14 protein-coding genes are annotated in these 12,752 nt (G+C 68.5%); all 14 read left to right on the top strand.

Annotation, left to right across the window (positions count from 1 at the left end; translation table 11 throughout):
- Positions 1-301, top strand: a 301-nt coding sequence (locus AQ996_RS01530; protein WP_148315799.1) for a cobalamin biosynthesis protein, incomplete at its 5' end; no start/stop codon positions are given.
- Positions 301-1,044 (top strand): precorrin-3B C(17)-methyltransferase, encoded by a 744-nt coding sequence (gene cobJ / locus AQ996_RS01525; protein WP_055250413.1) that lies wholly within the window; start codon positions 301-303, stop codon positions 1,042-1,044. The genes AQ996_RS01530 and cobJ, both read left to right, overlap by 1 nt.
- Positions 1,032-2,504 carry a precorrin-6y C5,15-methyltransferase (decarboxylating) subunit CbiE gene (cbiE, locus tag AQ996_RS01520; RefSeq protein ID WP_055250411.1) on the top strand — a complete coding sequence of 491 codons (1,473 nt, stop codon included), beginning with the start codon at positions 1,032-1,034 and terminating at the stop codon, positions 2,502-2,504. Before cobJ ends, cbiE begins: the two co-directional genes overlap by 13 nt.
- Positions 2,501-3,883, top strand: coding sequence for a cobyrinic acid a,c-diamide synthase CobB (locus AQ996_RS01515; RefSeq protein WP_253274580.1), 1,383 nt, complete (start codon positions 2,501-2,503; stop codon positions 3,881-3,883). Before cbiE ends, AQ996_RS01515 begins: the two co-directional genes overlap by 4 nt.
- Complete coding sequence (locus AQ996_RS01510; protein ID WP_082435472.1) at positions 3,876-5,018, top strand: nicotinate-nucleotide--dimethylbenzimidazole phosphoribosyltransferase; 1,143 nt, start codon at positions 3,876-3,878, stop codon at positions 5,016-5,018. Before AQ996_RS01515 ends, AQ996_RS01510 begins: the two co-directional genes overlap by 8 nt.
- Positions 5,015-5,563 carry a bifunctional adenosylcobinamide kinase/adenosylcobinamide-phosphate guanylyltransferase gene (locus tag AQ996_RS01505; RefSeq protein WP_055250409.1) on the top strand — a complete coding sequence of 183 codons (549 nt, stop codon included), beginning with the start codon at positions 5,015-5,017 and terminating at the stop codon, positions 5,561-5,563. The genes AQ996_RS01510 and AQ996_RS01505 overlap by 4 nt, the downstream gene beginning before the upstream one ends.
- Before the next feature lie 2 nt (positions 5,564-5,565).
- Positions 5,566-6,327: an adenosylcobinamide-GDP ribazoletransferase gene (cobS, locus tag AQ996_RS01500; RefSeq protein WP_070097108.1), complete on the top strand. Its 762-nt coding sequence runs from the start codon at positions 5,566-5,568 to the stop codon at positions 6,325-6,327.
- Positions 6,261-7,325 (top strand): histidine phosphatase family protein, encoded by a 1,065-nt coding sequence (locus AQ996_RS01495; RefSeq protein ID WP_253274579.1) that lies wholly within the window; start codon positions 6,261-6,263, stop codon positions 7,323-7,325. Before cobS ends, AQ996_RS01495 begins: the two co-directional genes overlap by 67 nt.
- Positions 7,325-8,299, top strand: coding sequence for an adenosylcobinamide-phosphate synthase CbiB (gene cbiB, locus AQ996_RS01490; protein WP_055250404.1), 975 nt, complete (start codon positions 7,325-7,327; stop codon positions 8,297-8,299). The genes AQ996_RS01495 and cbiB overlap by 1 nt, the downstream gene beginning before the upstream one ends.
- On the top strand, positions 8,296-9,519 hold the full coding sequence (locus AQ996_RS01485; protein ID WP_055250402.1) for a pyridoxal phosphate-dependent aminotransferase: 1,224 nt from the start codon (positions 8,296-8,298) through the stop codon (positions 9,517-9,519). The genes cbiB and AQ996_RS01485 overlap by 4 nt, the downstream gene beginning before the upstream one ends.
- Positions 9,512-11,011 (top strand): cobyric acid synthase, encoded by a 1,500-nt coding sequence (locus tag AQ996_RS01480; protein WP_253274578.1) that lies wholly within the window; start codon positions 9,512-9,514, stop codon positions 11,009-11,011. The genes AQ996_RS01485 and AQ996_RS01480 overlap by 8 nt, the downstream gene beginning before the upstream one ends.
- Positions 11,008-11,523, top strand: a complete 516-nt coding sequence (locus tag AQ996_RS10005; protein ID WP_055250398.1) for a cob(I)yrinic acid a,c-diamide adenosyltransferase — start codon at positions 11,008-11,010, stop codon at positions 11,521-11,523. The genes AQ996_RS01480 and AQ996_RS10005 overlap by 4 nt, the downstream gene beginning before the upstream one ends.
- Complete coding sequence (locus tag AQ996_RS10000) at positions 11,524-12,165, top strand: precorrin-8X methylmutase (protein WP_055250395.1); 642 nt, start codon at positions 11,524-11,526, stop codon at positions 12,163-12,165. It begins immediately after the preceding gene.
- Positions 12,162-12,752 (top strand): precorrin-6A/cobalt-precorrin-6A reductase (locus AQ996_RS01465; RefSeq protein ID WP_148315798.1); only part of this gene is annotated, 591 nt, incomplete at its 3' end. The genes AQ996_RS10000 and AQ996_RS01465, both read left to right, overlap by 4 nt.

Raw genomic sequence — 12,752 nt, 5'->3', positions numbered from 1 at the left:
CTCGCCTTCGGCCGTGCGCGAAGCGGCGACGATCGACGTGAAGGCGCACGAGGAGGGTCTGCTCGCCTTCTGCCGTGCGCGCAATATCCCGCTCGCGACGTATTCCGCAGAGGAGTTGTCGCAGGTCGAAGGCAGCGTTTCGCCATCTGATTTCGTGCGCGCGACGGTGGGGGTCGACAACGTGTGCGAGCGCGCGGCGCTCGCGGACGGGGGCAAACTTATCTTCCCGAAGCTCGCTCACGGCGGCGTGACCGTCGCGTTTTCCAAGGTAACTATCGAACTTTCGTTTAAGGAGCGGTGATGGGAAAGCTCTTCGTGGTGGGGATCGGTCCGGGCGGCCCCGACGGCATGACGATTGCGGCTCGGCGCGCGCTCGAGGCGGCCGACATCGTTGTGGGGTACACGAAATACGTGGAGCTCGCGCTCGCCGCCGTGCCCGACGCGGCGCATCTCGCGACGCCGATGATGCACGAGGTCGAACGGTGCCGCCTGGCGCTTTCACGCGCGCAGAGCGGAGAAGCCGTGGCGCTCGTGTGCAGCGGTGACGCGGGCGTGTATGGCATGGCGAGCCCCGTGCTGGAGCTTGCTGAGGACTACCCCGATGTAGACGTGGAAGTTATCGCCGGGGCCACCGCGGCTCAGAGCGGGTCGGCGGTGCTCGGCGCCCCGCTTGCCCACGACTTCGCGGTCGTGTCGCTCTCCGACCTGCTCACGCCGTGGGAGGTCATCGAGCGCAGGCTCGCCGCCGTGGCGAGCGCCGACTTCTGCATCTGTTTGTACAACCCGCGCAGCAGAAAGCGCGCCGACAGGCTCTCGCGCGCGGCGAAGATTATGCTCGAATGGAAGGCCCCCGACACGCTCTGCGGCTGGGTACGCAACATCGGGCGCGAGGGGCAGCAGTCGGGCATGTGCAGGCTCTCCGAGCTGGGGGAGCTCGACGCCGACATGTTCACCACCGTGTTCGTCGGCAACGCGGACACGAAGCGCGTAGGCGGCCGTATGGTCACGCCGCGCGGGTATCGGGAGATTCCATGCGAAAGGTAACGATCATCGGGGCGGGGCCCGGAAACCCCGACTTGCTCTCGCGCGCGGCGCTCGACGCGATCGACATCGCCGACGTGGTCATCGGCGCTCATCGCGCGCTTGTCAGCATCGACGTGCCGCCCGACGTGGTGAGATGCGAGCTCGTGAAGACGGCGGACATCGTCGCCGCGCTCACCGATGCTGCGTCGTGGCAGCGCGCCGTGGTCGTGATGACGGGCGATGTGGGGCTGTTCAGCGGCGCGCGCCGCCTGGTGGAGGCGCTCTCCGGCGACGCGCAGGTGGACGTGCGCGTCATTCCCGGCATAAGCTCAGCGTCGTATCTCGCCGCGCGCCTCGCGCGTCCATGGCAGGATTGGCGCTTCGCGAGCGCTCACGGCGTGGCGTGCGACATCGTGGCCGAGGCCGAGCGCGCAGGTGAGCTCTTCCTCGCCACGTCGGGCGGGGAAGACCCCTCGCGGCTTTCGGGCGAGCTTGTGCAGGCGGGCTTCGGGGACGCGCGCGTGACGGTGGCCGAGCGCCTGTCGTACCCCGACGAGCGCATCACCTGCGCGACCGCAAGTGAAATCGCAGGTCAGACGTTCGATGACTTGAACGTGATGCTTATCGAGTTCGCAGACTGCGCCGGGTCGCCTGCGGGCTCTAGCGCAGCCTCCGAGGCGCCGGCCGGCGCGTCTGCGCCCGCGGCTGCTTCTTTCGCGGCGGACTCTGCGGGTGCATCCCGCGCCGCGAGCTCCCGCTGGCCGTACGCTTCCTCGGGCATTCCCGACGAGCTCTTCATCCGCGGCGACGTTCCCATGACCAAGCAGGAGGTGCGCGCCGTCGCGCTCGCGAAGCTGCGCCTTACCGCGACCGACACCGTGTGGGATGTCGGCGCCGGCACGGGGAGCGTGTCGATCGAGGCGGCGCTCGTCGCGCGAGCGGGGTCGGTATGGGCGGTCGAGCGCAACGCGGCCGGCGTGCGGCTCATCCGAGAGAACGCGGATGCATTCGGGTGCGGCAACGTGCATGCGGTCCCCGGTGTCGCCCCCGAAGCGCTCGCGAAACTGCCTGTCCCCGACGCCGTGTTCGTCGGCGGGAGCGCGGGCGAGCTTCCCTCCATCGTGGAGGCGGCGCTCGAGAAGAACTCGCAGGTTCGCCTGTGCGTGCCATGCGTCACCGTTGAGACGCTCACCGAGGCGTGCGCGCTCCTCTCGGGTTCGCGCTTTAAGGGGTTCGAGGCGTGCCAGGTGTCGGCCGCCCGCGCTGAGGCTGTAGGCTCGCACCATCTTATGAAGGCGCAAAACCCCGTGTTCCTCGTCAGTGCGCGCGGTGCGAGCGCGGATGCCGAGGAGCTTGCCGAAGTCGGCGCGCTTGCTGAGTCGCCTTTCGGGGAGGACCCCTCTGTCGAGGGGAACCCATCCGTTGAGGTGGTCTCGCTTGCTAACTGCAACGCCGCAGGTGGGGAAGGCGGCGCCCGGTGAGCACGTCCATCCCGCGCTTCATGATCGCTGCGCCCTCGAGCGGGAGCGGCAAGACGGTCGTTACGTGCGCGCTCCTGCGCGCGCTCGCGCGCCGCGGCCTCGCATGCGCGGCCTTCAAATGCGGCCCCGACTACATCGACCCGCTCTTTCACCGCCGCGTCGTGGGTGCGCGCTCGGGCAACTTAGACGGCTTCTTCACCGACGCCCCGACGCTGCGCGCCCTGCTCGCACGCGGCGCCGCGGGCGCGGATGTCGCGGTACTCGAGGGGGTTATGGGCTTCTACGACGGCATGGCGCCCGGCGTGGCCGACGCGAGTAGCTACCAGGTTGCGCGCGACACGGAAACGCCGGTCGTTTTAGTGGTGAACGGGCGCGGGGCGTCTTTATCGCTCGCCGCCGTAATCCACGGCATCGCCGAGTTCCTGCCTTGTGCGAACGTGCGCGGCGTCGTGCTGAACAAGACGAGCGCCGCTGCCTGCGCCTACGCGGCGCCTGCGATCGAGAAGCACACGGGCGTCGCGGTTTTGGGGAATATCCCCGCCGCCGAGGCGTTCTCGCTCGAAAGCCGGCATCTGGGGCTTGTGACCGCCGACGAGGTCGAGCAGCTCTCCGCGCGCATCGACAAGATGGCCGAGCTGGTGGAAAAGAGCGTCGACGTCGACCGCTTGCTCGAAATAGCTGCGACGGCCCCCGATATCCGCGAGGAACCTTACCGGTTGGAGCCGATCGCGGGAGCGCGGCCCATCGTCGGCGTCGCGCGTGACGAGGCGTTCTCGTTCTACTACGAGGAGAACCTGCGCGCGCTCGAGGACCTTGGTTGCGAGCTGGCCTTTTTCAGCCCCCTGTGTGATAGCGAGTTGCCCCGGGGGACAAGCGCCCTCTATCTGGGGGGCGGCTACCCGGAGCTCCATGCGCGGCAGCTCTCCGAGAACGCGCCGATGCGCGAGGCGGTGCGGCGCGCGGTGGAATCCGGCATGCCGACGGTCGCCGAATGCGGTGGGTTTCTGTACCTGCAGCGCGAAATCGCCGATAGCGAGGGGCGGCGCTGGCCTGTTGCGGGCGCCCTTGAGGGCGCAAGCGAGAACGGGGGAAGGCTGTCCCATTTCGGGTACGTGGAGCTCACTTCCCAACGCGACGGGCTCTACGGGCCGCGCGGCACACGCATCCGCGCGCACGAGTTCCACTACTGGCAGTCCACCTGCCCGGGCGGCGACTTCTGGGCGCAGAAGCCCCGGCGCGACAAGGGCTGGCCGTGCATGACGACCATCCCGTCCCTGGTGGCGGGCTTCCCGCATGTGTACTATCCCGCGAACCCCGACGTTGTGCGCGCGTTCGCATCTGCCGCGGCGTCGTTCGCAGAGAGGAGACGGCATGGCTGAAACAATCGAAACCGCGCTTGCCTGCATTCGCGAGGAAGTTGAGCGCGCGTTCTCGTCGGCGCCGGGCGCCGTGCTCGAAGCCGCGCTTTCCCGGATCGCGCCTGCAGACGAATGCGCCCGCGCCGCCGCGTACGCCGCGTGGGACTCCATCGCACACCCCTTGGGGGGATTGGGCGACTTTGAAGACGCCGTCGCGCGTATCGCCGCAGCTCAGGGGAGCGCCGAGGTGGCCGAGTTCCCCCGCGCGCTCGCGGTATTCTTCTCCGACAACGGGGTCGTTGCCGAAGGCGTGTCGCAAAGCGGGCAAGACGTGACGCGAGCCGTCGCGCACAACATGTGCGAGGGGGCCACGAGCGCCTGCCGCATGGCGGCGTTCGCGGGTGCCGAGGTCGTGCCCGTCGACGTGGGTATGGCCCGGGGCATAGAAGACGCGCGCATGGTGCGCGCGAACGTGCGGCGGGGGAGCGGCAACATCGCGCACGGCACCGCTATGTCTCGCGATGGGGCCGTGCGCGCGATCGAGGTCGGAATCGCCGTCGCGTGCGGGCTCGCCCGCGCCGGCGTGCGCCTTCTCGCCGCGGGCGAGATGGGCATCGGCAACACGACCACCTCGGCGGCGGTGGCCGCAGTGCTCATCCGGGCGGACGCGCGGAGCCTCGTCGGGCGCGGCGCGGGGCTCTCGGACGCCTCGCTCGCGCGCAAGCGCGACGTGGTCGAGTGCGCTATCGACGCGAACTCGCCCGATCCCGCCGACCCGATCGACGTGCTCTCGAAGGTGGGCGGCTTCGACATCGCGGCGATGTGCGGCTTCTACCTGGGGGCCGCGGCCTCGAAGGCGCCGGCGCTCCTCGACGGGGTCATATCCTGCACGGCGGCCCTGTGCGCGGCGCGCCTGTGCCCCAACGCCTTGGGCTACCTTGTGGGCACCCACGCATCAAGCGAACCCGCTAGCCAGGAGCTCCTTCGCGAGCTCGGCATAAAGGCACCCCTCGTCGCAGGCATGCACTTGGGCGAGGGCGCGGGCGCCATGGCGTATCTGCCCCTTCTGGATTCGGCGCTGCGCGTGTACCGGGATGGGAAGACGTTCACGGCGACTGGCATGGCTGCTTACGAACATTTCGAGGCCGGGATATGACGGTGACGCTCGTTATCGGCGCCGCCGCGAGCGGCAAGAGCGCCTACGCCGAGTCCCTGTGCCTCGGGCACGACGGCCCCCGCGTGTACCTGGCAACGATGGAGCCCTTCGGGGAAGAGGGCGCCCGCCGCATCGCGCGCCATCGGGCGCTGCGCGAGGGCAAGGGGTTTTCCACCCTCGAGCGCACGCGTGACGTGGGCGCCGCAGTGCCCGGGCTTCCGCGCGGCTGCACGCTTCTTTTGGAGGACGTGGGCAACCTGGTTGCGAACGAGCTTTTCGCGGAAGGCGGCTTGTCCCCACGTGACCCAGACGCTGCGGCGCGCGAGGTGCTCGGAGGCATCGAACGGCTCGCTCAGGCCGCTGCGTATACGGTGGTGGTCACCGTCGACGTGTTCGCCGATGGGATGCGCTACGATGAGGGCACCGAGGCATGGAGGCGCGCGCTCGCGCGCGTGAACGCGGGCGTGGCGGCGCTGGCCGACCGCGCAGTCGAAGTGGTATGCGGGATTCCCGTGTGGATGAAAGGTGAAGGACCTACAAGGTGAAGATGGTAGAGGCAATCGGCGCGGCGTTCGGAACGTTCTCGCGCATCCCCGTCCCGAAATCGGCCTGGACCGATTTCGGGTCAACCCATGCACTTGCCGCGTTTCCCCTGGTGGGCCTTGCGGAAGGGTTCCTCATGACGGCGTGGGGACACGTTGCGAACCTGCTCGGCGTGCCCGCGACCATCGTCGCGGCCGTGCTCGTGGCGCTGCCTGTGGCGGTGACGGGAGGCATCCACCTAGACGGGCTCTGCGACACCTCCGATGCGCTTGCAAGTTGGGCCCCGCGCGAGCGAAAGCTCGAGATCATGCACGACCCGCGGGCGGGCGCCTTCGGGGTCATCGGTGTTGTTGTGTACCTTATTCTGCAGTTTTCCCTGTTCACCGCGCTGCCGCTTACGGCGGGGGCGTTCCTCGCGCTTCTGTGCTCGCTCGTGTTCTCCCGCGCGCTTTCGGGGCTCGCCGTTGAATGTTGGCCTGCCGCGCGGGCGGACGGCATGGCCGCGGGGCTCTCGCCTGCGAAGAAGCGCGCGGCTATCGTCGTGCCGCTTTGCGCTTTCGCTGCGGCTTCGGCTGCAGGGATGGTCGCGTGCGCTCAGGCCGTCGGCGCCCTTATGGCGGTGGCGGGGCTTTTGGCGCTCGCGTGGTACCGCCATGTTGCCCTGTCCCGCTTCGGCGGGGTGACGGGGGATTTGGCCGGATGGTTTCTGCAATGGGCCGAGCTCGCGATGCTTGCCATGCTGGTGGCGGGGGGCATGCTCCTATGATGCTCGTGGTAGGTGGCGCGCATTCGGGGAAGAGGACCTTCGTGCGCGAAAAGCTCGGGTTCGCGGCGGACGATTTCGTCGACGCGGCGCAGCTTGCGGAGGGCGGCGTGCCCGCGGCTTTTGCCGGCCGCGTCGCATACCGTGCTGAGGAACTCGTGCGCGCGCTCGACGCTGACCGGGCGCTCGAGCGGCTGATCGGCTTCGACGCAGTGATTCTGCCCTTGGTCGGCTCGGGGGTCGTCCCCATGAGTGCGGAAGACGCCCAATGGCGCGAGCGCGCGGGGCGCCTGGGATGCGCGCTCGCTGCGCGTGCCGACGTCGTCGTGCGCATGACGTGCGGGATTCCCCAGGTCATCAAAGGAAACCTTGCCGATGCACCTCGAGGGACGCAGGGCGCGGGTGCGCCTTTGGAAGTCGTCTTCGTGCGCCATGGTGCCACGGCGGGCACGGAAGACCATCGCTACAGCGGGGCGGGCACCGACGAGCCCCTGTCGAGTGCGGGCGAGCGCGCTTTGCGCGACCTCGCGTGCGATCGTGACGTGTTCCGTGTTATCACGAGCGGCATGGCCCGCACCGACCAGACGGCGCGCATCCTCTTCCCGAACGCGGAGCTTATGGCGTGCCCCGGTCTGCGCGAGATGGATTTCGGCGACTTCGAGGGGCGAAGCGCCGCCGAGCTTAAAGAGGATGCGCGCTATCGCGCCTGGGTAGACTCCTGGTGCGAGACGCGCTGCCCGCATGGCGAGGGCAAGAGCGATTTCACCCGCCGCGTCGTCGCGGCATTTCGGGAGGCATGCAAATCGGAGCGCGCCCAGGGGAGTGGGCGCGCCGTCTTCGTCGTTCACGCGGGTACCGTGAAAGCGCTGCTCTCCAAGCTAGCTGTCCCGAAAATGGGATACTTCGACGTGCATACCGAGCCGGGCGGCGCATGGGCCGCCACCTGGGATGGGCGCTGCCTTCGCGACGTTCGCCCCGCTTCGGGGGGCGATGCCCGGTGATGACGATTCTTGCCGTCGCCGCCGGGTTCGCGGCCGACCTTGCCTTCGGCGACCCGCGCTGGCTTCCCCATCCCGTCGTCGCCATGGGGCGCGCGATCACGTGGGCCGAAGGCCGCCTGCGGGGCGCATTCCCGCAAACGTCCGCGGGCACGCGCGCCGCAGGGCTTGTGCTCGCCGTGGCGCTTCCGCTTACGTGTGGGCTTTTGACCTGGGGAATCCTGCATGTTTGCGGCATGGTTCACTCCGGCTTGCGCTTCGTGGCCGAGGCATGGGCGAGCTATCAGATTCTCGCGGCATGCGAGCTGCGCCGCCAGAGCCTGGCCGTGGCCCGCGCGTTCTCGAAGGGCGGCCTCGTCGCGGCGCGCGAAGCCGTCGGGCTCATCGTGGGACGCGACACGTCTGTTCTCGACGAGCAGGGCGTCGCACGCGCCGCTGTGGAAACGGTGGCGGAGAACGCGAGCGACGGCGTCATCGCGCCGCTTTTCTACCTTATGATCGGGGGTGCGCCCTTGGGCATGGCGTACAAGGCGGTGAACACGCTCGACAGCATGGTGGGCTACAAAAACGAGCGCTACATCGACTTCGGCTGCGCTTCGGCGCGCCTCGACGATGCGCTGAACTGGATTCCCTCGCGCTTATCGGCTCTGCTCATGATCGTCGTGTGCCCGATCGTCGGGCTCGACGCGCGCGGGGCGGCGCGCATCTGGCGCCGCGACAGGCGTCGCCATGCGAGCCCGAACGCGGCGCAGACCGAGTCAGCGTGCGCGGGCGCGCTCGGGCTGCGCCTTGCAGGACCCGCGGTGTATTTCGGCAAGCTCGTTGAGAAACCGACGATAGGAGACGCGTCCCGCGAAATCGAGTGGGGCGACATCGCCCGGGCGACAAGGCTCATGCTCGCTGCGTCCGTATGCGCGCTCGTCGTCTTCGGCGCCGCGCGCGCGGCGGTCGTGCTCGCCGTGGGGGCGATGGCATGAGGGAAGACCACGCCGCGCCCCGGGCTGCCGGGGGAATCCTGCGCGCCCGTACGCATGGGGGCAGCGCGCAATCGCTCGGCATCGCTTGCGAAGGGGGCGCCTCCGACCTCATTGACTTCTCGGTGAACGTGAATCCGGCAGGCCCCTCGCCGCGCGCCGTCGTCGCAGCTTGCAAGGCGCTTTCTCGAATCGACGCCTACCCCGATAGGGAAAGCCTCGCCCTCGTTCGCGCCCTGGCGCGTGCCCAGGGCATTCCCGAAGATACTATCGTCTGCGGCGCGGGCGCGTCCGACATCATCTGGCGGCTCGCCGCGGCGGTGCGCCCGAAACGCATCGTCGTGTGCGCGCCGACGTTCTCTGAATATGCTGAGGCGGCATCGTACTACGGCGCATGCGTGCAGGAGTTCCCGCTCTCTGAAGCGGACGACTTCGACGTGCCCGCCTCCTTCGCCCGCGCGATCGAGGGGCCGGGAGACGTGGCGTACCTCTGCAATCCGAACAACCCGACGGGGCGCCTCGTCGACCCCAGCGTGATCGATGCCGCGGCTTGCCGCTGCGAGCAGGTGGGCGCGCTGCTCGTCGTGGACGAGTGCTTCCTCGGATTTGCGCCCGACGCCCGCGAAAGGAGCGTGGCCGCACGCGCCGCGTGTTCGCGCCATGTGGCCGTGCTCTCCGCGTTCACCAAAGTCTATGGAATTGCGGGGTTGCGGTTGGGGTATCTGATCAGCGGAAACACCCAACTCATCGAGGGGATTCGCCGGGCGGGGCAGGCGTGGCCCGTCTCCTCGGTCGCCGAGGCCGCGGGCATCGCCGCCCTGGAAGACGTCGAATATGTCTCGCGCACGCGCGATGTATTGGCGGGCGAGCGAGCGTGGCTTTCCCACGAGCTCTCCTTGCTCGGGCTTTCCGTCGTGCCGTCGGATGCGAACTTCCTTTTAGTCCGCATGCCGGCGAAAGACATCCCCGAGCGCCTTTATAATCAGGGGGTTTTGGTCCGCACGTGCGACTCGTTTTCGGTACTGTCCCGTTTCTGGTGCCGCGTCGCGGTGCGCACGCGAAAGGAGAACGCCCGGCTTGTGATGGCGTTCAGCCGCGCGCTTCGGGCGGAAGGCGTATCGGGCGAAGGCGAACCCGACGAACGGGGCGGCGCTTCTTGCAGCGGCGCTATGGCGGGCGCGGATGGCCGGGGCTCGTCGAAGGAGGTCGATACCCGTGGGTAGGGCGAAGCCCATCATGATCCAGGGCACCATGTCGAACGCGGGGAAGAGCCTGCTTGCGGCGGGGCTGTGCCGCGTGCTTTCGCAGGACGGCCTGCGCGTGACTCCCTTCAAGAGCCAGAACATGGCGCTCAACAGCGGTGTCACGGCCGACGGGCTCGAGATGGGACGCGCCCAGATCATGCAGGCCGAGGCTTGCGGCATTGCGCCCGACGTGCGCATGAACCCCATCCTGCTCAAGCCCGAAAGCGACCACCGAAGCCAGCTCATCGTGGCCGGCAAGGCGCAGGGAGCCTTCGCTGCGAGGGATTACTTCGCGCGAAAGAAGGCGCTCATGCCGCAGATTTTGGAGGCGTTCGATTCGCTCGCGGAGGAAAACGACGTCATCGTCATCGAGGGCGCCGGCAGCCCCGCCGAAATCAACCTTGCCGAAAACGACATCGTCAACATGGGGCTCGCGCGCGCCGTGTCCTCCCCCGTGCTGCTCGCGGGCGACATCGACCCAGGCGGGGTGTTTGCCCAGCTCTACGGCACGGTCGCGCTCCTTGCGCCCGAGGACCGTGCGCTTTTGCGGGGACTTGTGGTGAACAAGTTCCGCGGCGATGTGGAAATCCTGCGCCCGGGTTTGGCCCCGCTCGAGAAGATGTGCGGGGTTCCCGTCGTGGGGGTCGTGCCGTATCTTACGCTCGACCTGGACGACGAGGACTCGCTCGCGCCGCGCCTATCTGCCCGCGAGGCGCGCGGCGTCATCGACGTCGCCGTCGTGCGTCTTCCGCATCTGTCGAACTTCACCGACTTCGACCCGCTTTCGCGCGTGTCCGGCGTGGGCGTGCGCTACGTTTCCTCGACGACCGATCTGGGCCGACCCGACCTGGTGGTGCTTCCCGGCTCGAAGACTACGCTCGACGACGCGCGCTGGCTTGCGGCTAGCGGCATCGGAGCCTGTGTACGCGCGCTTTCGGGCGCGGGCACGCCGGTGCTCGGCATATGCGGAGGCTACCAGCTTTTGGGAGACGAGCTTTCCGACCCGCACGGCAGGGAAGGCGCTGGCACCGCGCGCGGGCTCGGGCTCATCCCTGCAAGTACGGTGTTCAAGGAGGAAAAGCGCCTCGCCCAGTCGGAGCTGCGCATCACGGGCGCCCAAGGCGCGTTCTCGGTGTGGAACGGCATGACGGCGCGCGGGTACGAGATTCACGACGGCGAAACGACCGTCTCCTGCGCCCCTGCGGGCACGATTGGCGGCAAACCAGAAGGCGCGGCCTGCGGAAACGTGTTCGGAACCTATCTCCACGGCCTGTTCGACGAACCGGGGGTGGCGCTCGCCCTCGCGCGCTCGCTCGCGCGCATGCGCGGCCTGCCCGAGAACGTCGTGGGTGCTGCGGGCGCGGCGTCCGCGGCCGATCACCGTGCGCGCGAGTTCGACCGCCTGGCCGACGTCGTGCGCGGGGCGCTCGACATGGAGTATGTCTACCGCATTATCGAGGAGGGCGTATGATCCACGTGTATCATGGCGACGGCAAAGGCAAGACCACGGCGGCGATGGGCCTCGCCCTTCGCATGCTCGCCGCAGGCCGCCGCGTCGTCGTCGTGCAGTTTTTGAAAGACGGCGAAAGCGGGGAGGTGCGCCTGCTCGCCGAGCATTTCGGCGTGCCCGTGTTCGCGGGGAAGGCGTCGGACAAGTTTACCTGGTCGATGACGTCGGAAGAACTTGCCGCGACGTGCGAGCTGCACGATGGGAACCTCGCTTCCGCGCTCGCCGAGCTCGAGGGCGCGCAAGAGGGACTGCTCGTGCTCGACGAGGCGCTCGACGCGCTTTCGAAGGGGCTTGTCGACGAGGCGCTCGTGGACCGCGCGCTCGATATGTCCGCGCGCGGCGTCGAAGTAGCGCTCACCGGGCGCGTACCTTCCCGCAAGATCGTGGAGAAGGCCGACTACATAACCGAGATGCGGTGCGAGAAACACCCCTACGAGCAGGGGATATGTGCAAGGGAAGGAGTGGAGTACTAGATGGATTCCAAGGAGATGGCACCCGGCGACATCGAGCGGCGCAGCTTCGAGATCATCACCGAAGAGCTCGGCGGCCGCACGTTCCCGCCGCTCGAAGAGCCCGTCGTGAAGCGCGTCATCCACACCACTGCCGACTTCTCGTACGCCGATTCCCTCGTGTTCACCCATGACGCCGCGCACTGTGCGCTCGACGCACTGCGCGCAGGGGCCACGGTGCTCACCGACACGAACATGGCGCTCGCAGGCATAAGCAAGCCCGCGCTCGAGAAGTTCGGCTGCAAGGCCGTGTGCTTCATGGCCGACCCTGATGTCGCAGCAACGGCGCGCGCCGCAGGCACGACTCGCGCCGTTGCGAGCATGGACAAAGCTTGCGGCATCGAGGGTCCGCTCATCGTGGCCGTCGGCAACGCTCCCACAGCACTTCTGCGCCTCGCCGAGCTCATGGACGCGGGGAAGATCGCGCCCGCACTCGTCGTTGGGGTGCCGGTCGGGTTTGTGAACGTGGTCGAGGCGAAAGAGGAGTTGCTCGCGCGACGCGTGCCGGCCATCGTCGCGAGGGGTCGCAAGGGCGGCTCGACCGTGGCGGCCGCCATTATGAACGCGCTGCTCTACCAGATCACGCGCACAGGCGGCCCGAAGTGACGGCTCCCGCATCCGCGCCGGCGCTGCGCATCTTCGCCGGCACCACCGAGGGCCGCCTTCTGTGCGAATGGGCGAGCGGGGCGGGCATCCCCGCCCGTGCCTACGCGGCAACAGAGTACGGAGGCGAACTTTTGGGCGAGCTTCCGGGCATCGAGGTGCATGCGGGCAGGCTCGACGAGGCCGACATGGAGCGCGAGCTTTCCGGCGCGCGCATCGTCGTCGACGCCACGCACCCCTTCGCTACGCTCGCAAGCGGCAACATCCGGGCCGCTTCGCTCGCCGTGGGTGCACGATGCCTGCGCCTTGCGCGCCCGGTCGAGGCGCTGCCCAAAGGCGTCGTGTCGGTCGCGTCGATCGCCTGCGCGGCGCGCTTTCTCTCCGAGAACCCGGGTCGCGCTCTTCTCACGACGGGGAGCAAGGAGCTTGCTCCCTACACGCGCGTCGCCGATTTCGCGGAGCGCTTCTTCGTGCGCGTGCTCCCGCTGCCCGGTGCTATAACGAAGTGCATCGACGCGGGGTTTTCGCCGTCGCACGTCATCGGCATGCAGGGGCCCTTCACCCGCGAGCTCAACGAGGCGATGCTTCGG

This window comes from Collinsella aerofaciens, assembly GCF_001404695.1.
Classification (GTDB): domain Bacteria; phylum Actinomycetota; class Coriobacteriia; order Coriobacteriales; family Coriobacteriaceae; genus Collinsella; species Collinsella aerofaciens_E.
The sequence above is the reverse complement of the archived record's forward strand: the minus strand, read 5'-3'. Positions and strand labels throughout refer to the sequence as shown.